At 67.7% G+C, this 17,743-nt stretch carries 13 protein-coding genes; 3 read left to right on the top strand and 10 right to left on the bottom strand.

Annotated features, from left to right (window positions below; all coding sequences use genetic code 11):
- Positions 1 to 41 precede the first annotated feature (41 nt).
- From MKP05_RS21770 to MKP05_RS10700, 3 genes are all read right to left on the bottom strand, one after another.
- On the bottom strand, positions 42 to 815 hold the full coding sequence (locus MKP05_RS21770) for a phospholipase effector Tle1 domain-containing protein (RefSeq protein WP_338072351.1): 774 nt from the start codon (positions 813 to 815) through the stop codon (positions 42 to 44).
- 60 nt (positions 816 to 875) lie between these two features.
- Complete coding sequence (locus tag MKP05_RS10705; protein WP_240568268.1) at positions 876 to 2,021, bottom strand: RNA-guided endonuclease InsQ/TnpB family protein; 1,146 nt, start codon at positions 2,019 to 2,021, stop codon at positions 876 to 878.
- Between the two features lie 83 nt (positions 2,022 to 2,104).
- Positions 2,105 to 3,100 carry a phospholipase effector Tle1 domain-containing protein gene (locus MKP05_RS10700; protein ID WP_240568260.1) on the bottom strand — a complete coding sequence of 332 codons (996 nt, stop codon included), beginning with the start codon at positions 3,098 to 3,100 and terminating at the stop codon, positions 2,105 to 2,107.
- 328 nt (positions 3,101 to 3,428) lie between these two features.
- Between MKP05_RS10700 and rraA the strand changes: the two genes are divergently transcribed.
- Complete coding sequence (gene rraA, locus MKP05_RS10695; RefSeq protein WP_240568259.1) at positions 3,429 to 3,917, top strand: ribonuclease E activity regulator RraA; 489 nt, start codon at positions 3,429 to 3,431, stop codon at positions 3,915 to 3,917.
- A gap of 139 nt (positions 3,918 to 4,056) precedes the next feature.
- Positions 4,057 to 5,940 carry a glycerophosphodiester phosphodiesterase family protein gene (locus tag MKP05_RS10690; protein WP_240568258.1) on the top strand — a complete coding sequence of 628 codons (1,884 nt, stop codon included), beginning with the start codon at positions 4,057 to 4,059 and terminating at the stop codon, positions 5,938 to 5,940.
- Here MKP05_RS10690 and ggt read toward each other — a convergent pair.
- Positions 5,937 to 7,766: a gamma-glutamyltransferase gene (gene ggt, locus MKP05_RS10685; RefSeq protein ID WP_240568257.1), complete on the bottom strand. Its 1,830-nt coding sequence runs from the start codon at positions 7,764 to 7,766 to the stop codon at positions 5,937 to 5,939. The genes MKP05_RS10690 and ggt overlap by 4 nt on opposite strands.
- Positions 7,767 to 7,920: 154 nt before the next feature.
- Positions 7,921 to 10,293 carry a phosphoenolpyruvate synthase gene (gene ppsA, locus MKP05_RS10680; protein ID WP_240568256.1) on the bottom strand — a complete coding sequence of 791 codons (2,373 nt, stop codon included), beginning with the start codon at positions 10,291 to 10,293 and terminating at the stop codon, positions 7,921 to 7,923.
- 273 nt (positions 10,294 to 10,566) lie between these two features.
- Between ppsA and ppsR the strand changes: the two genes are divergently transcribed.
- Positions 10,567 to 11,400 carry a posphoenolpyruvate synthetase regulatory kinase/phosphorylase PpsR gene (ppsR, locus tag MKP05_RS10675; protein WP_240568255.1) on the top strand — a complete coding sequence of 278 codons (834 nt, stop codon included), beginning with the start codon at positions 10,567 to 10,569 and terminating at the stop codon, positions 11,398 to 11,400.
- Positions 11,401 to 11,457: 57 nt separating this feature from the next.
- Here ppsR and MKP05_RS10670 read toward each other — a convergent pair whose 3' ends face one another.
- The 5 genes from MKP05_RS10670 to MKP05_RS10650 form a co-directional block, all read right to left on the bottom strand.
- Complete coding sequence (locus MKP05_RS10670; protein ID WP_240568254.1) at positions 11,458 to 12,675, bottom strand: CaiB/BaiF CoA transferase family protein; 1,218 nt, start codon at positions 12,673 to 12,675, stop codon at positions 11,458 to 11,460.
- A gap of 146 nt (positions 12,676 to 12,821) precedes the next feature.
- Entirely contained in the window at positions 12,822 to 14,003 is a 1,182-nt protein-coding gene (locus MKP05_RS10665) for an acyl-CoA dehydrogenase (RefSeq protein WP_240568253.1), read from the bottom strand.
- A gap of 339 nt (positions 14,004 to 14,342) precedes the next feature.
- Positions 14,343 to 15,248, bottom strand: a complete 906-nt coding sequence (gene mmsB / locus MKP05_RS10660) for a 3-hydroxyisobutyrate dehydrogenase (protein WP_240568252.1) — start codon at positions 15,246 to 15,248, stop codon at positions 14,343 to 14,345.
- A gap of 116 nt (positions 15,249 to 15,364) precedes the next feature.
- Positions 15,365 to 16,519, bottom strand: a complete 1,155-nt coding sequence (locus tag MKP05_RS10655) for an enoyl-CoA hydratase/isomerase family protein (RefSeq protein ID WP_240568251.1) — start codon at positions 16,517 to 16,519, stop codon at positions 15,365 to 15,367.
- A 19-nt stretch (positions 16,520 to 16,538) separates the two neighbouring features.
- On the bottom strand, positions 16,539 to 17,705 hold the full coding sequence (locus MKP05_RS10650; protein WP_240568250.1) for an acyl-CoA dehydrogenase family protein: 1,167 nt from the start codon (positions 17,703 to 17,705) through the stop codon (positions 16,539 to 16,541).
- Positions 17,706 to 17,743 lie beyond the last annotated feature (38 nt).

Raw genomic sequence — 17,743 nt, 5'->3', positions numbered from 1 at the left:
CGGGCCATCGACAGCGATTCATAGCCTATGGGAATGACAAGTCAGGGATTCAAAAGCCTCGCACTATCAGAATCTCGCTGCTCGGTAGCGAGATGGTGGAGGAACTGGCTGAGCGTTGCTGAGATGCTGGAAGTGCTGCTCAGCAAAGGGCCTGATGAAAGAGGCGGGCTGAAGCCTCCGGGGCATGGGCCCATGCTCTCCTGTCGATGGGAGGTATGGATATAGCCCTGCAGGTAGTTTCGGGCGTCCTTTATACGGGCGCCGGCTTTCTGACAGGCTTCCAGAGCCCCCTGCAGTGACTGGGGAATAGCATGGTTAGGATTCGATAAAGTCAAGGGAAGTAGTGGTACACCCATCTGCTGCACCAGCCGATGCATCTGGTGCAGGGCGTGGATCGCCAGCTCCTTGCGGGTGGCGCGGCGCTCGATCTCGAGCACATCGGGTGGCTCCACGCGCAGTTCCAGCCCCCGTGCCGCGGCCTCCTCCTGCGCCAGGCGAATGGTTCGCCCGTTGCTGCCCAGCCCGCCCCGGCGGCGCACCAGCAGCTCCTCGTGGTTGGCGAAATCCACCTCGGGATTCTCGTAGCCCCCGCCCACATCCGAATGCGCTCCCGGCAGCGCGATCTCGCTGAAGCTGCCAGGCAGGTTGCCCTGGGGATCGGCCAGGCTGCTGAGGGGAAAATTGCGGCGGATCTCGTGGTGGGCGGTCAACTGCACGACCCGCATGGCGCTTCCCGGCGCCAGGTGCAGGTTGAAGTCGAGATTGCGGGCGTTGCCGGGCAGATAGAAGCTGCCCACGGTATCGAACAGCCCCACGAAGCGGACCTGGGGAAAGGGGTTGACTGCTCCCCGCCCTGAAGGACGGGGATTCCCAATTCACCGAGAACCGGACATGGAGACTTGCCCCATGCCGCTTACATTCTCTCCAAGGGCTAACACCGCCAGCCCGGCGGCTTTGATGTTGACCGCGGCGTTCACGTCGCGGTCGTGTTCCGCTGCGCACTCAGGGCATTCCCACTCGCGAACCTGCAACGGTAGCGAGTCCACGACGTGGCCGCAGCCGGAACAGCGTTTGCTGGAGGGGTACCACGGGTCAACGGTCGACAGCTGCCGGCCCGCCCACGCCGCCTTGTACTCCAACTGGCGGACGAACTCTCCCCAGCCGGCATCGCTGATCGACTTGGCAAGGGTCGGACTGCGCAGCATGTGCTTCACCCTCAGGGACTCGATGCAGATCACTTGGTTCTCGTTAACGATCTGGCGGGACAACTTGTGCAAGTGGTCCATCCGGCAATCGGAGATCCTGGCGTGAAGGCGCGCCACTTTCTGTCGGGCCTTGGCACGGTTCTTCGAGCCGAGCTTCTTTTTGCTCAGCCGGCGCTGTGCCTTGGCGAGACGGGTCGCATATTTCGCCGTATGGCGGGGATTGCCGATTCGATGTCCGTCACTGGTGACGAACAGGTCTTTCAAGCCGAGATCGATGCCCACGATCTTCGGAATCACGGGCAGCGTCTCGGGATCGAACTCGCACAGGCAGCAGACGAAGTAGCGACCTGCCGAGTCCTTGGACACGGTCACGGTCGTCGGCTCGCGGGGAAGCTCCCGACTCCAGCGAACCGCCAGAGGCTCCTTGCACTTGGCCAGGAACAGTCGTCCGTCTCGATAGGTGAACGCCGAGCGGGTGAACTCCGCCGACTGGCGGTGCCGTTTGCTCTTGAAGCGAGGGTAATGGGCGCGACCTTCAAAGAAGTGCTTGAAGGCGGTTTGCTGATGGCGAAGGCACTGTTGAAGCGGAACCGAGCTGACCTCGTTGAGGAAGGCCGTCTCGTCGGCCTTCTTCATCCGCGACAGGTGGGCATTGGCCGCCGTGTAGCCGATCTTTTCGTTGTGCTCGTAGAAGGCATCGGTGCGATAGCGAAGCACCGAGTTGTAGACGAAACGCACACAGCCAAAGGTCCGGGCCAGCAGCTGCGCCTGCTCGGGCGTCGGGTAGAAACGGTACTTGTAGGCGCGTTTCATCATGACGTGCAGCATAGAATACAAACTGTATAGATAGCCAGCAAAGAGCGGGGGCAGCGAGAACAGGGGCGCCTGACGGCGCCGCGCTATCCCTCCTCGCACTCGAAGTACGAGGTATCTCGCGCAAAACTGATGAAGCCGGGCGGGAGGGCCTCGATGCGGCGCAGCGGCACTGGGGGTGTCGGCAGCCCCGGGCGAAAGTCCGGTACCAGCAGCGTCTCCGGCCAGCGATGGATCAGGTTGACGAAGTGCCGGGCCAGGGCCGCGCCGCGGCTGAAGCCGAACACATCGAAGATCACCGTGGTGCCTTCATTCCCCTGCAGGATCGGGCGGAGCTGATCCAGGGCCAGCTCGATACGGGCATGGCCCCCTTCCGGGCCGACGCCAAAGGCGAGCCCCGAGAGGTTGCGCATGTTCTCGAGCCCGCCCTGATCCACCTGGCCAGTGACCGTACCGACACCGTCGACGTAAACAGGATAATAACCACTCTCGGCATCATCCAAGTACAAGTCTCGCAGCTTGGCCACATTGGTGATATCGCGATCCGTCCGCCGGCGGTCGTTCTCCCTGTTGTTGCCGGTGCCATCGAAGAAGATGCCGATCTCGAGGATGCGCTCCCTCGGTGGCTCGGGAGCCGCCGGCGGTGGTGGTGGTGCGGGCTCCCGCCGTGGCTCGGGCGGCGACGCAGGGCGCGACACCGCCCAGGCGGGATACCGGGCCTGCCTGGCCTCGGCCGGGCCCAGGCCACGTTCATTGAGCCGGGGCAGCTGGTGCCTGAGCAGGCTCTCGTAGTGGAAAGGCAGCACACCAGGGGCCTTCACCCAGCGGCTGCCGTCCCACTCGACGATCGGCGAACGGGGATGCTCCTCGACCAGGACCAGGTCGCCCTCGCCCACCTGCTCCAGCAGCCGTCGATACCCGCGCTGCCCCTCGGATGACGAGAGGTTCAAGTTGACGCCGAGCGTCCAGAGCTCGTTGCCCGGGGCCTGGGCCTGCTGCCTGACCCGCTCCCGAGCCTGGTACGGCGACTCGACATGGGGCAGGTCGATATCGCGCAGGCGAAAAGGCGATGTGAGCTTCATGCGCTTCCCTTGCGTTCCGCTCGTTCCGGAGATGCCGGGAAGGAAAGCCGCGGACTCTGACTGGTCGACCATGGCCGCGCCTCCCTGCCCTCTGCCGCGCGTCTTGCCGGTTGCACGACACACCGATCAGGTTACGGATATCGACGGCCGGCACCATAGCCGATCGCTTACATCGCCATAAGCGAGCACTCATAAAGGGGGTGCGAGATTGGCGGCGGAGACCTCAGGATTCCTCAGGGTCAGACCCCAAAATCCGCTTTGGGGTCTGACCCCAAAATCGAAATCCGTGGCATCATCGGGCATCGATCCCATGAGCAAGGAGCCCCCCATGAGTCCTATCATCACCCCGGACATCTGCGACGCCCACCCCGAGGTCCGGGTCCTCGACCCGATCTTCATCAACTTCGGCGGCCTCGAGGCCTTCTGCGGCCCGATCCGCACCGTCAAGTGCTTCGAGGACAACTCCCTGGTCAAGCAGGCGGTCGGCGAAGCCGGCGAGGGTGCGGTGCTGGTGGTGGATGCCGGCGGCTCCCAGCGCTGCGCGATGCTCGGCGACATGCTGGCCGAGCAGGCGCTGGAGAACGGCTGGGCCGGCGTGGTGATGTACGGCTGCGTGCGCGACGTCGACGTGCTGGCCGAGACCGGGCTCGGCGTCCAGGCGCTCGGCGCCCACCCGCGCAAGAGCGAGAAGCGCGGCGAAGGCCAGCGTGACATCCCGGTCACCTTCGCCGGCGTGACCCTGACCCCGGGCCAGTGGCTCTACGCCGACAACAACGGCATCCTCGTCGCCGAGGCGCGGCTGCCGCTGGAAGGCTAACCACCCTGTGGGGTCAGACCCCAAAGCGGATTTAGGGGTCTGACCCCAACTGCCCCAACTGCCTGAATCCGGCCGACTTGCCTGGCGGGTCCTGGCGGTGCCACCCTGATGTCATGCGACCCACCATGACACCCTGCCCATGCTGGCCCTTCCGCAACTGAGTCACGCGGTGCTGCGCAGCCTGCGCGAGCATCTGCGTCCTCTGGTGGCCTACCACCTCTTCTTCACCCTGCTGGCCTCGAGCCTGGTGCTGCCCGCGGTGGCCTGGACGCTCAGGCGCCTGCTCGGCCAGTTCGGCAGGCCGGTGCTGACCAACACAGAGCTGGTCGACATCCTGATGAGCACCGGCGGCGTGCTCTGGCTGCTGGCGGCCATCGGCCTGACCTTCCTGGTGCTCTACCTGCAGCAGGCCGGGATGATCCTGGTGGCGATCCGCCCGCGGGACAACCACTACTGGCTCGCCTTCGAGTCGCTCTGGGCGACCCTGCACCGCCTGCCCGCACTGGCGGGCCTGGTGGTGGTCCAGGTCGGCACCCACCTGCTGCTGCTGATCCCGGTGGCCTTCGCCGTGGCCTGGCTCTACGGCGCCTTCCTCGGCGGCCTGGACCCCTACTACGTGCAGCGCGTACGCCCGCCGGCGATGTGGCAGTTCCTCGCCGTGGCCAGCCCGCTGCTGGTGATCTGGGTGGCGCTGGCCGCGACCCTCTATTTCCGCTGGATCCTCGCCCTGCCGCTGGTCGCCATCGAGAACCTCTCGCCGCTGAAGGCCCTGACCCGCAGCCACCACCTGACCCGCAGCCGCCGCCACCACATCGCCGTGGCGGTGATCGCCCTGCTGGTGGTGATCATCGCCCTGCCGTTCCTGGCCACCAGCCTGTTCGACCGGGTCTTCACGCCGATGCTGTGGTGGCTGCCGGAGCGCAACGCGGTGCTCATCCCGGCCATGTTCGGCTATCTCACCGCCTATGTGCTGCTGACGCTCGCCATCACCTTCGTCGGCATCGCCGCCAACGCCCTGCTCGGTGCCTGCCTCTACCTGCGCCTGGCCCATCGCGAGCCGCGCCCCGCCCCACCGCCGGCGGACGCCCACCCGGGTCGACTGGCCTGGGGGGTGGAGCTCGGCGTGATCGCCTTTGCCCTCTTCCAGGCCTGGCTGATCGTCAACAGCTTCGAGCTTCGCGACCGGGTGACCAACATCGCCCATCGCGGCAGTTCCCTGGTCGCACCGGAGAACACCCTGGCCGCGGTGAAGCGCGCCGTGGCGGATGGCGCCGACTACGTGGAGATCGACGTGCGCCTCACCGCCGACGAGCAGGTGGTGCTCTACCACGACCGCAGCCTCACCCGGCTGACCGGCGATCCCCGGGACCTGCGCGAGTTGGGCCGCGAGGAACTGGCCGCCTTCGACGTGGGCAGTTGGTTCGGGGATGCCTTCGTCGGCGAGCGGATTCCCGGCCTCGACGAGGCGCTGGCGGCGGTGCGCGGCCGCAGCCGCCTGATGATCGACATGAAGCCCGACCCGGGCCGCGAGGTGGCCCTGGTCGAGGAGGTGATCGCGGCCCTGCACCGGGAAGCCGAGGCACGTGCCGCCTGCCTGGGCGCCACCCTCGACGCCCTCGAGGCCGCGGCCTGCGGCGATCCGGACGTGATCGGCGAGACGCGCCTGGCCACCATGTCGCCATCGCTGTTGCCGGAGATCAAGGCGCGGGAACCCGCCCTCAAGACCACCCTGCTGGCCCAGCTGATCCTGCCCGGCACCCTGGATCGCCGCAGTTTCGATGCCCTGGGGTTGCGCCACAACCGCATCACCGAGAACGAGATCCGCCTCGCCCAGGTCTACGGCTACGAATTGCACGCCTGGACCATCAACAACCGGACGCGGATGTCGCAGCTGATCGACCTGGGGGTCGATGCCATCATCACCGACCGCCCCGAGCTGCTCGCCGAGCTGATCGACGACCGCCGGGACCTCAGCGACGGCGCCCTGCTGCTGGTCAAGTTGCGCAACTGGCTGAGGACCTAATCGCCCATCACCACCCCTTCGCGGCGCGGGTCGGCGCCGCCGAAGAAGCCCGCCTCGGTGCGCTGGATCGCCTGCAGGCCGCTCACCAGCTCGCGCTCGCTGGCGTCATGGCCGCGGGCGTTGAGCGCCTCCAGGGTCGCGGCCGGGTAGCGCCCCGCCTCCAGGAACACCGGCCCGCCCAGGGTGATGGCGTGGGGCAGGTCGAGCGCCTGCTGGGCGTCGAGCCCCCAATCGAGCATGGCCACCAGCGCCTTGGCGGTGTAGTGGATGATCGCCGCGCCGCCCGGGGAGCCCAGGCTCGCCACCAGCTCGCCGCCGTCGCGCTCGAAGACCAGGGTGGGGCTCATGCTAGAGCGCGGCCGCTTGCGTGGCTCGACGCGGTTGGCGATGGGGGTGCCCCTCTCGTCCTCGGGGGTGAAGGAGAAGTCGGTGAGCTCGTTGTTGAGCAGGTAGCCACCGGGCAGGCCGGTGCCGCCGTCGGCCATGATCCGCGAGCCGAAGGCCGACTCGATGGTGGTGGTCATGGCAATGGCGTTGCCCTCCTCGTCGATGATGCTGATATGGCTGGTGCCGTACTCGGGCTGGTCGGGCTGTACCGCCCAGGCGGTGGCCAGCTTCCCGGGGTTGCCGGGTTCGGCCCCGTCGCTGCCCAGGCTCTCGTCGCCGACCAGGTCGGCGCGCAGGGCCAGGTAGTCGGGGTCGAGCATGCTCGACCAGTCACCGCCGGGGGGGTCGACGAACGCCGGGTCGGCGATGTACTTGCCGCGGTCGGCGAAGGCCAGCCGGGACGCCTCGAGGAACTGGTGCAGCCAGGCCTCGCCGGGCAGGCCGTCCACCAGCGGCTCCTCCACGGCCGGCAGGTGCTCGAGGATGCCGAGAATCTGCATCACGGTCAGGTGGCCGGAAGACGGCGGGGGGAAGCCGCACACGCTGTAGGCCTGCCAGTCGGTACACAGCGGGTCGCGCGCCTTGGCCGCATAGCTCGCCAGGTCCTCGAGACTCAGGCGGCCGGGGCGCTCGTGGTGTTCCTGCACCCGGAATACCAGGTCCTCGGCGATGGCGCCAGTATGCAGCGCCTTGCTGCCGTTCTCGGCGATCTCGCCCAGGATGGCCGCCAGCGCCGGGTTCTTGAGTTCGTGTCCCGCGGCCAGGGGCGCGCCGTCGTCATCGTAGTAGAAGCCACCGGCGAGCGGGTCGTCGCGCAGCCGCTCCTCCCCCGCCAGGCTGGAGTGCAGCCGCGGGCTGACCGGGAAGCCCTGCTCGGCCAGGGCGATGGCCGGGGCGAAGAGCTCGGCCCAGGGCAGCTTGCCGTGCTCCTTGTGGGCCATCTCCAGCATGCGCACCGTGCCGGGCACCCCCACCGAGAGGCCGCTGGCGGCGGCATCCATGAACGCCAGCGGCTCGCCCTCCTCGTCCAGGAAGAGGCTTTCGTCCACCTCGCCCGGGGACATCTCGCGGCCGTCGAAGGCCGTGACCTCCTCGCCGTCGAAGTGCATCAGGAAGGCCCCGCCGCCGATGCCGCTCGACTGCGGCTCCACCAGGGTCAGCACCATCTGCACGGCGATGGCCGCATCGATGGCGCTGCCCCCCGCCTTGAGCACCTGATAGCCGGCGTCGGTGGCCAGCGGGTTGGCCGCCGCCACGGCGAAGCGCTCGGTGGCCCAGCCCGGCTTCTCCTCGAAGCCGGAGCTGACTTCCGGCGCGATGGCCGGGATGTCGTACTGGAAGGCCACCTCGGCCTGGGCCGACAGCGGCAGGCCGATCATCAGCGCCGCGGTGACCGGTACCAGCACGCGACGGCGGAAGGGCATGGCGGGGGTCGTCATGGGCAACTCTCCTTGTGGTCATTGACGGGTCAGGAGAGTAACAGCATAGGCGAAAACGCATACAAGACGCCCGGCTGACTCGCGTCGGCCGGGCGTGGTCCTGCATCGGGGTCAGACCCCTAAGTCAATTTTGGGGTCTGACCCCACAGGGGACTTAGCCGAGGGTCTCGCCGGCGAGCATGAACCAGGTCTCGAGGACGGCGTCGGGGTTGAGCGAGACCGAGTCGATGCCCTGCTCCATCAGCCACTTGGCGAGGTCCGGGTGGTCCGACGGGCCCTGGCCGCAGATGCCGACGTACTTGCCCTGGGCCTTGCAGGCCTGGATCGCCATGGCCAGCAGCTTCTTGACCGCCGGGTTCCGCTCGTCGAACAGGTGGGCAACGATGCCGGAGTCGCGGTCGAGGCCGAGGGTGAGCTGGGTCAGGTCGTTGGAGCCGATGGAGAAGCCGTCGAAGTACTCGAGGAACTCGTCGGCGAGCAGGGCGTTAGCCGGCAGCTCGCACATCATGATCACCTTGAGCCCGTTGTCGCCGCGGGCCAGGCCGTTGGCGGCGAGCAGCTCGACCACCTCGCGGGCCTCGTCGGTGGTGCGCACGAAGGGCACCATGATCTGGATGTTGTCCAGGCCCATCTCCTCGCGCACGCGCTTGAGCGCCCGGCACTCCAGCTCGAAGCAGGGACGGAAGGAGTCGGAGATGTAGCGCGCGGCGCCGCGGAAGCCGAGCATCGGGTTCTCTTCGCCGGGCTCGTAGAGCTTGCCGCCGATCAGGTTCTCGTACTCGTTGGACTTGAAGTCCGACAGGCGCACGATGACCGGCTGGGGGTGGAAGGCGGCGGCCAGGGTGGCGATGCCTTCGACCAGCTTGTCGACGTAGAAGCCGACCGGATCGGTGTAGCCGGCGGTACGCAGGTCGATGGTCTGCTGCAGGTCGGCCGGCAGGGTGTCGTACTCGAGCAGCGCCTTGGGGTGCACGCCGATCATGCGGTTGATGATGAACTCGAGGCGTGCCAGGCCGACGCCGGCATTGGGCAGGCCGGCGAAGCCGAAGGCGCGGTCCGGGTTGCCCACGTTCATCATGATCTTGAAGGGGATCTCGGGCATGGCGTCGACGCTGGTCACCCGGCGGTCGAACTCGAGCAGCCCCTCGTAGACGTGGCCGGCATCGCCCTCGGCGCAGGAGACGGTGACGTCGCGGCCCTCGGGGAGCAGCTCGGTGGCCTCGCCGCAGCCGACCACGGCGGGAATGCCCAGCTCGCGGGCGATGATCGCCGCGTGGCAGGTACGGCCGCCGCGGTTGGTGACGATCGCCGAGGCGCGCTTCATGATCGGCTCCCAGTCGGGGTCGGTCATGTCGGTGACCAGGACGTCGCCCGGCTTGACCTTGTCCATGTCGTCCGGCGAGAAGACGATCTTCACCGCCCCGCTGCCGATGCGCTGGCCGATGGCGCGGCCGGCCACCAGGGTGCGGCCCTTCTCCTTGAGCTGGAAGCGCTCGAGTTTGCCGCCCTCCTGCTGGGAGACCACGGTCTCGGGGCGCGCCTGGACGATGTAGAGCTGGCCGTCGTCGCCGTCCAGCGCCCACTCGATGTCCATGGGGCGACCGTAGTGCTGCTCGATGGTCACCGCCTGGCGGGCCAGGGCCATCACCTGGTCGTCGTTGACACAGAAGCGTCCGCGCTCCTTGAGCGGAACATCCACGGTGGCCACCGACTTGCCGGCGCTGGCATCGTCGGTGTAGACCATCTTGATCAGCTTGGAGCCCAGGTTGCGGCGCAGCACCGCCGGGCGGCCGGCGGCCAGCGTCGGCTTGTGCACGTAGAACTCGTCGGGGTTGACCGCCCCCTGCACCACGGTCTCGCCCAGCCCCCAGGAGGCGGTGACGAAGACCGCATCGCGGTAGCCGGACTCGGTGTCCAGGGTGAACATCACGCCGGAGGCGCCGGTCTCGGAGCGCACCATCTTCTGGATGCCGGCGGAGAGCGCCACGTTCTCGTGGGCGTAGCCGCGGTGCACGCGGTAGGAGATGGCGCGGTCGTTGAACAGCGAGGCGAACACCTCGTGCACCGCGCGCTTGATATTGTCGAAGCCCTCGATGTTGAGGAAGGTCTCCTGCTGGCCGGCGAAGGAGGCGTCCGGCAGGTCCTCGGCGGTGGCCGAGCTGCGCACCGCGGCCTTGAGGTTGGGGTGCTGGGTGACGAGCTTGTCGTAGGCCGTGCGCAGGTGCTCCTCGAAGAGCGGCGGCAGCGGGGTGTCGATCACCCACTGGCGGATCTCGGCGCCGACGCGGGCCAGCTCGCCCACGTCGTCGACGTCGAGCCGGGCCAACGCCTGGTTGATCCGGTCGTTGAGCCCTTCGTGGGAGAGGAATTCCCGGTAGGCGTGGGCCGTGGTGGCGAACCCGCCGGGCACGGTGACACCGGCACCGGAGAGGTTCGAGATCATCTCGCCGAGGGAGGCGTTCTTGCCACCGACCCGCTCGACGTCGTCCATGCCCAACTGATCGAACCACAGAATGTAATCGTCCACGTGACCTCCGAGTATATCGACGATAGGTGCTTCATGCCGGATGACGGTGCCGGTCGCTTGGGCATGAAGGGATGGTCGCGACTCTAACAGCGGCCAACCATATTCGCCATTGGTCTAACATCGAAGTCACTGGAGGATTTTTACAACAATCGGCCGATTCGCCGGTTTTCTGTAGTGGCAAGGGCCGGGAGCACGAATGGTCCCGCCGCTTGTCCGCGGCCTGGCCAGCATCGACAATGGGCCCCATCTCCCGCCCGAGCGACTGGACCGACCATGACCCGTACCGCCTTCTTCATCTCCGACGGCACCGGCATCACCGCCGAGAGCCTGGGCCGCAGCCTGCTGGCCCAGTTCGAGAACGTCGAGATCCGCATGATCACCAAGCCCTACATCGACTCGGTCGACAAGGCCCGCGCCCTGGCGGAGGTGATCGAGGCCACGGCCGTTCACGACGGGGAACAGCCGATCATCATCGATACCATCGTCGACGAGAAGATCCGCGAGGTGATCCGCGGCGCCATCGGCTTCAAGATCGACATCTTCTCGACCTTCCTCGCGCCCCTGGAGCAGGAACTGGCGACCCACTCCAGCTACACCGTGGGCCGCACCCACTCCATCGGCAAGGATGAGGTCTACATGGACCGCATCCACTCGGTGCACTTCGCGTTGGACAATGACGACGGTGCCCACACCCACCAGTACGGCAAGGCCGACGTGATCCTGATCGGCGTCTCGCGCTGCGGCAAGACGCCGACCTCGCTCTACCTGGCGCTGCAGTTCGGCATCCGCGCGGCCAACTACCCGCTCACCGAGGATGACCTCGACGAGGACGGCAGTCTCAGGTTGCCCCGGGCCCTGGCGGCCCATCGCCACAAGCTGTTCGGGCTGACCATCGACGCCCGCCGCCTGGCGGCGATCCGCCACGAGCGCCGCCCCAACAGCCGCTACAGCTCCATGGACCAGTGCGTGCAGGAGGTCGGCCAGGCCGAGGGGCTCTACCGCCAGATGCACATCCCCTTCATCGATACCACCCGCTTCTCGGTGGAGGAGATCTCCACCCGGATGATCGCCGAGATGGGGCTGACGCGGCGCTTCTCGCCGCGCTGAAGTCCCCTGAGGGGTCAGACCCCTAAGCCCCCTTTGGGGTCTGACCCCAAAGTTTTCTTAGCGCACCACGCCAGCCCGTCTCAGCCGGGCGATGTCGTCCGCGGTGAGGCCCATCTCGGCCAGGATGGCGTCGCTGTCCTGGCCGAGCCGCGGCGGGGCGACCTCGCTGGTGGCGGGCTCGCCGTCGAACCGCAGCGGGTTGGCGACCTGAGGCACCTCGAGCTCGCCCCGCTGCAGGTTACGCCGCATGCCGCGGTGGCGTACCTGGGGGTCGTCGAACACCTCGCTGAGGGTATTGATGGGGCCGGCGGGAATGCCGCGGGCCTCGCACTCGGCGAGCCAGTCGTCGCGCCCGCGGGTGAGCAGGATCGTCGCGATCAGCGGCACCAGCACCTCGCGGTTGCCGACCCGGGCGGCGTTGGTGGCATAGGCCGGGTCCTCGGCCCATTCGGGGTGGCCGAGCAGGCTGGCGAAGCGGGCGAACTGGGTGTCGTTGCCCACGGTGACCACCAGGTGGCCGTCGGCGCAGGCGAAGGCCTGGTAGGGCACGATATTGGGGTGGGCGTTGCCGTGGCGCTGCGGCGAGACGCCGCTGACCAGGGCGTTGAGGGCCTGGTTGGCGAGGGTGGCCACCTGAACGTCGAGCAGCGCCACGTCGATATGGCGGCCGACGCCGGTGCGCTCGCGCTCGTGCAGCGCCGCCAGCACGCCCACCGCGGCGTAGAGCCCGGTCATGACGTCGGTGATCGCCACGCCAGTCTTCATCGGCATGCCGTCGGGCTCGCCGGAGAGGCTCATCAGTCCGCCCATGGCCTGGATCATGAAGTCGTAGCCGGCGCGATGGGCGTAGGGGCCGTCCTGGCCGAAACCGGTGATCGAGCAGCCGATCAGCCGCCGGTTGAGGGCGTGCAGGCTGGCATAGTCGAGCCCGTACCTGGCCAGGCCGCCGACCTTGAAGTTCTCCAGCAGGAGGTCGGCGCCCTTCGCCAGCTGGCGGACCAGCCGCTGCCCCTCTTCCGTGGCGATGTCCACGGCCAGCGAACGCTTGCCGCGGTTGGCGCACAGGAAGTAGGCCGCCACCCGCTCGGCGTCGCCGCCCCGCTCGAGGTCTTCCGCCAGCCAGGGCGGGCCCCAGCCGCGGGTGTCGTCGCCGCGCTCGGGGTGCTCGATCTTGATCACCCGGGCGCCCAGGTCGGCCAGCAGCTGGCCGGCCCAGGGCCCGGCCAGCACCCGCGAGAGATCCAGCACCACCACGCCCGACAGGGGTCCACTCATGAAATGCTCCATTGAGGTATTACAAACGTCACGAGCGACGGCCAGGCAAGGCGAAATCAGCCGAAAAAGCGGAGTTTACGTGGTTGTAAATGAGCATTTTAAGGCTGATTTCAACGCCGCATGGCCTAGCGCAGTAGTTTGTAGCGTCAATTGGCGAAGGCCTGGATGCCGGTCTGTGCCCGCCCCAGGATCAGGGCGTGCACGTCGTGGGTACCCTCGTAGGTGTTGACCGCCTCGAGGTTCATCATGTGGCGGATCACGTGGTACTCGTCACTGATGCCGTTGCCGCCGTGCATGTCGCGAGCCACGCGGGCGATGTCCAGCGCCTTGCCGCAGTTGTTGCGCTTGATCAGCGAGATCGCCTCGGGCACCAGCTGGCCGTCGTCGATCATCCGGCCGACCCGCAGGGCCGCCTGCAGCCCCAGGGCGATCTCGGTCTGCATGTCGGCGAGCTTCTTCTGGATCAGCTGGTTGGCGGCCAGCGGGCGACCGAACTGCTTGCGATCCAGGGTGTACTGGCGGGCCGCGTGCCAGCACGCCTCGGCGGCGCCCATGCTGCCCCAGGCGATGCCGTAACGCGCCCGGTTGAGGCAGGAGAACGGACCCTTGAGGCCCTGCACGCCGGGCAGGCGCTGCGCGTCGGCGACCTCGACGTCCTGGATGGCGATCTGGCCGGTGATCGAGGCGCGCAGGCTGAACTTGCCCTCGATCTTGGGCGCGGAAAGCCCGCTCATGCCCTTCTCGAGGATGAAACCGCGGATGACGCCCTCGTCGTCGCGGGCCCAGACTACGAAGACGTCGGCGATGGGCGAGTTGGTGATCCAGGTCTTGGTGCCGTTGAGGCGCCAGCCATTCTCGGTGCGGGTGGCGCGGGTGCTCATGCCGCCCGGGTCGGAGCCGTGGTCCGGCTCGGTGAGGCCGAAGCAGCCCACCCACTCGCCGGTAGCGAGCTTGGGCAGGTACTTCTCGCGCTGGGCGTCGCTGCCGAAGGCGTGGATCGGGTACATCACCAGGCTCGACTGGACGCTCATGGCGCTGCGGTAGCCGGAGTCGACGCGCTCCACCTCGCGGGCGATCAGGCCGTAGCTGACGTAGTTCAGGCCGGCACAGCCGTAGCCGTCGAGGGTGGCGCCGAGCAGCCCCAGCTCGCCCATCTCGTTCATGATCTCGCGGTCGAAGTGCTCGTGGCGGTTGGCCTCGAGCACGCGCGGCAGCAGCTTCTCCTGGCAGTAGTCGTAAGCGGTCTGCTGGACCATGCGCTCGTCTTCGCTGAGCTGGTCGACCAGGCGGAGGGGGTCTTCCCAGGTGACGGGGGTGATCTGGCTCATGACGGGGTTCCTCGACGGGTGGCGATAATTTCTACATTTTCATTAAATGTAGAGTAAACACACGCCCCTGCCAACCCCCTGCCGCGATCTTTTGCCCGCTTCGGTTCAGGCGCCGAGGATGCCTCCCTGGGGGCCAGAGCCCGAGGGATCCCCAGGAATCCTGCTGAAAAATCAGATTGTTGAGGGTGTCTTGGCGGTAGGTTGCCAGCGTTGGGAGGGCCCTAGGGGGTCAGACCCCGGCGGCGGCGAATCCGCTCGCAAGACGCACTATGACGGGCTTCGCGACTTGGCTGGGGTCTGACCCCTAAGGGGATTTTGGGGTCTGACCCCAAGGCGGGGTTAGGATTTATCCTCGCCGGCGCGGTAGAGCTTCTGGATGCTGGAGAAGTCCAGCCTGCCGTTGCCCTGGGCGCTGTGCAGGGCGAAGAGGTTGCGCGCCTGGGAGCCCATGGGGACGGTCGATTTCGAGCCCAGCGCCAGTTCCCAGGCCAGGCCGAGGTCCTTGGCCATCAGGTCGGTGAGGAAGCCGCCCTGGTAGTCGCGGGAGGCCGCCGAGCCCTCCATCACCCCGGGCCAGGGGTTGTAGACGTTGAGCGCCCAGTTGCCGCCGCTGCTCTGCTTCATGATCTCGGAGAGCACCGCGGGGTCCATGCCGTTCTTGACGCCCAGCGCCAGGGCCTCGGCGGTGCCGCTCATCAGGATGCCGAGCAGCATGTTGTTGCAGATCTTGGCCACCTGCCCCGCGCCGATCTCGCCAGCATGGAAGATGTTCTTGCCCATGCCCTCGAGCACCGGCTTCGCTTGCGCGTATCCCTCCTCCGATCCACCGACGATAAAGGTCAGGGTGCCGGCCTTGGCGCCGCCCACCCCACCGGAGACCGGGGCGTCGAGATAGGTCAGGCCACGCTCGGCGGCGGCGGTCCCGACGAGGCGGGCGTCCTCGGGCGAGATGGTCGAGGCGTCGATGATCAGCGGCTTGTGGTCGAGGGCGTCGAGCAGGCCGCCCTCGCCGTCACGGCCCAGGTAGAGCCCGCGCACATGGGCACCGGCCGGCAGCATGGAGATGACCACTTCGGCACCGCGGGTGGCGGCCGCGGCGCTCTCGGCGCGTGTCGCGCCCTCGGCTTCCAGGGCCTGGATGGCGCTCTCGACCAGATCGAAGACACGGACCTGGTGGCCGGCCTTGATCAGGTTGGTGGCCATGGGCGCGCCCATGTTGCCGAGGCCGATAAAGGCGATGTTCATGGTTGGCTCCTGATGATTGTTAAGTTGTATTTGGGGTCAGACCCCAAAGTGGGGTTAAGGGTCTGACCCCGAAGCGGGGTTACCTTCGTTATGAAGTGTAGGGGTCCGGCCGCGCGTCAGCCGAGGCGATGTCCCGTGCCGAGATCGCGCAGCGGATGCGACGCGTCGGACCACAGCGGCGCCATCAGCGCCAGGATGTCCTCTTCGGGGACGCTGGCCGCGTCCGCATGCTGCCAGCGGGGGGCCTTGTCCTTGTCGATCAGCAGGGCGCGCACGCCCTCGACCAGCTCGCCCCGGCGGCAGCACTGCACCGAGAGGCTGAGCTCGTCGCGGAAGGCGTCGGCCAGGCTGGTGTGGGCGTGACGCTCGAGCATGCGCCACACCAGCTGGGCGCTCATCGGGCAGCCGGCCTCGAGTCGCGCCCGATTGGCGGCCAGCCAGGCGTCGTCGGTCTCGTCACTGAGGATGCGCCTGACGGCGGTGGCGGCATCCACATGCCCGACCAGCGACTGGATATGATCGAGATGCGGCCATACCTGGCCGGCGGGAACCCGGCTGCGATCCTCCATGTCGTTGAACACCGCCTGGACGCCGGCGCGCAGGTCCCGGGGGGTGCGCTGGCCGTAGTCGGCCTCCTCCAGGGCGCTAAGCAGCGCCTCGCGGCGCTCGCGGGGGACGAAGCGGTCGGCCAGGCCCAGGTCGAGGGCGTCGCGGGCGTTGAGCGGGGCACCGGTGAGCCCCAGGTAGGCCCCCACGCCGCGCGGCATCCGCCCCAGGAACCAACTGGCGCCGATATCGGGATAGAGGCCGATGGTGATCTCGGGCATGGCGATGCGGGTGGTTTCGGTGACCAGCCGCTGGAAGCCGCCCGCCATCAGGCCGAGCCCGCCGCCCATGACGATGCCGTCGCCCCACACCAGCAGCGGCTTGGGGTAGGTATGGATGCGGTAGTCGAGGTGGTACTCGGCGCTGAAGTAGGTCTCGGCGAAGACGCTGTCGCGACCGGCGCCGCGATTCTCGCCCACCTCGGTCATCGAGCGGTAGAGCGCGACGACGTCGCCGCCGGCACAGAAGGCCTTGTCGCCGGCCCCCTCGAGCCACACCGCCACCACGCTGCGATCCACCGCCCAGGCCTCGAGCTTGGCCTCGAGCTGGCGGATCATCTCCAGCGACAGGGCGTTGAGGGACTTCGCGGCGTTGAGGGTGGCGACCCCGATGCGCCCGCCGTCACGGGTCGGCAGCTCGTCGAAGATCACTGCAAGATCCGACATCAGTAGGTTCTCCTGTTGGCTATTGAAGCGACTCGACCACCCCGTCGGCGAGCAGCCGGCGGGCGACGATCACGCGCATGATCTCGTTGGTTCCCTCGAGGATCTGGTGCACCCGAGTGTCACGCACCATGCGTTCCAGGGGAAACTCCTTGAGGTAACCGTAGCCGCCGTGGAGCTGCAGGGCCTCGTTGCAGACGGTGAACCCCATGTCGGTGGCGAAGCGCTTGGCCATGGCACAGTGGGCGGTGGCCTCGGGGTCGCCCTGGTCGAGTCGCCAGGCCGCCTGGCGCACCATCAACCGCGCCGCAACGAGCTCGGTGGCCATGTCGGCGAGCTTGAACTGCAGCGCCTGGAAGCTCGAGAGCTCGCGGCCGAACTGCTTGCGCTCGCCGAGGTAATTGCGGGCCAGGGTGAGCGCCTGCTGGGCCGCGCCCAGGGAGCAGCTGGCGATGTTGAGGCGGCCACCGTCGAGCCCCTTCATGGCGAGCTTGAAGCCCTCGCCCTCCGCGCCCAGGCGGTTGCCCACCGGGACCCGCACCGCATCGAAGCTGACCAGGCGGGTCGGCTGGCTCTTCCAGCCCATCTTCTCCTCGTTCTTGCCGTAGCCGATGCCCTCGGCATCGGCCGGCACCAGGATCGCCGAGATGCCGCCGGCGCCGCTGTCGGGGTCGCCGGTGCGCGCCATCACCACCAGCACGTCGTTGGCGCCGGCGCCGGAGATGAACATCTTCGAGCCGCTGATCACGTAGTCGTCGCCCTCGCGGACCGCCCGGGTCCTGAGGCTGGCGGCGTCGGAGCCCGCACCCGGCTCGGTGAGGCAGTAGCACCCCAGGCATTCGCCACTGACCAGGCGATCGACCCACTGCTCGCGCAAGGCCTCGCTGCCCCAGCTGGCGACCATCCAGGCGACCATGTTGTGGATGGTAAGATAGGCCGTGGTCGAGATGCAGCCCTGGGCGAGTTGCTCGAAGATCAGCGAGGCATCCAGGCGCGAGAGCCCCAGGCCTCCGCGCTCTTCGGGAATGTAGATGCCGAGGAACCCGGCCTCCCCGGCCCGGCGAATGACGTCGACCGGAAAGTGTGAGGTGGCGTCCCACTCGGCGGCATGCTCGGCCAGCTCGGCCCTGGCGAAGTCGGCGGCCGCCTGGCTCAGCGCCTTCTGATCGTCGGTCAGGGAAAAGTCCATGGAGGTACCCTCGTCTCGGCATAGTGTGGATTGGCGTG

The organism is Halomonas flagellata (assembly GCF_022487945.1).
Classification (GTDB): Bacteria; Pseudomonadota; Gammaproteobacteria; order Pseudomonadales; family Halomonadaceae; genus Halomonas; species Halomonas flagellata.
The sequence above is the reverse complement of the archived record's forward strand: the minus strand, read 5'-3'. Positions and strand labels throughout refer to the sequence as shown.

Bases quoted from the DNA above. Each gene is read 5' to 3' on its own strand.
- MKP05_RS10705 (WP_240568268.1), bottom strand. From the start codon at position 2,021: ATGATGAAACGCGCCTACAAGTACCGTTTCTACCCGACGCCCGAGCAG.
- MKP05_RS10700 (WP_240568260.1), bottom strand. From the start codon at position 3,100: ATGAAGCTCACATCGCCTTTTCGCCTGCGCGATATCGACCTGCCCCAT.
- rraA (WP_240568259.1), top strand. From the start codon at position 3,429: ATGAGTCCTATCATCACCCCGGACATCTGCGACGCCCACCCCGAGGTC.
- MKP05_RS10690 (WP_240568258.1), top strand. From the start codon at position 4,057: ATGCTGGCCCTTCCGCAACTGAGTCACGCGGTGCTGCGCAGCCTGCGC.
- ggt (WP_240568257.1), bottom strand. From the start codon at position 7,766: ATGACGACCCCCGCCATGCCCTTCCGCCGTCGCGTGCTGGTACCGGTC.
- ppsR (WP_240568255.1), top strand. From the start codon at position 10,567: ATGACCCGTACCGCCTTCTTCATCTCCGACGGCACCGGCATCACCGCC.
- MKP05_RS10670 (WP_240568254.1), bottom strand. From the start codon at position 12,675: ATGAGTGGACCCCTGTCGGGCGTGGTGGTGCTGGATCTCTCGCGGGTG.
- MKP05_RS10665 (WP_240568253.1), bottom strand. From the start codon at position 14,003: ATGAGCCAGATCACCCCCGTCACCTGGGAAGACCCCCTCCGCCTGGTC.
- mmsB (WP_240568252.1), bottom strand. From the start codon at position 15,248: ATGAACATCGCCTTTATCGGCCTCGGCAACATGGGCGCGCCCATGGCC.
- MKP05_RS10655 (WP_240568251.1), bottom strand. From the start codon at position 16,519: ATGTCGGATCTTGCAGTGATCTTCGACGAGCTGCCGACCCGTGACGGC.
- MKP05_RS10650 (WP_240568250.1), bottom strand. From the start codon at position 17,705: ATGGACTTTTCCCTGACCGACGATCAGAAGGCGCTGAGCCAGGCGGCC.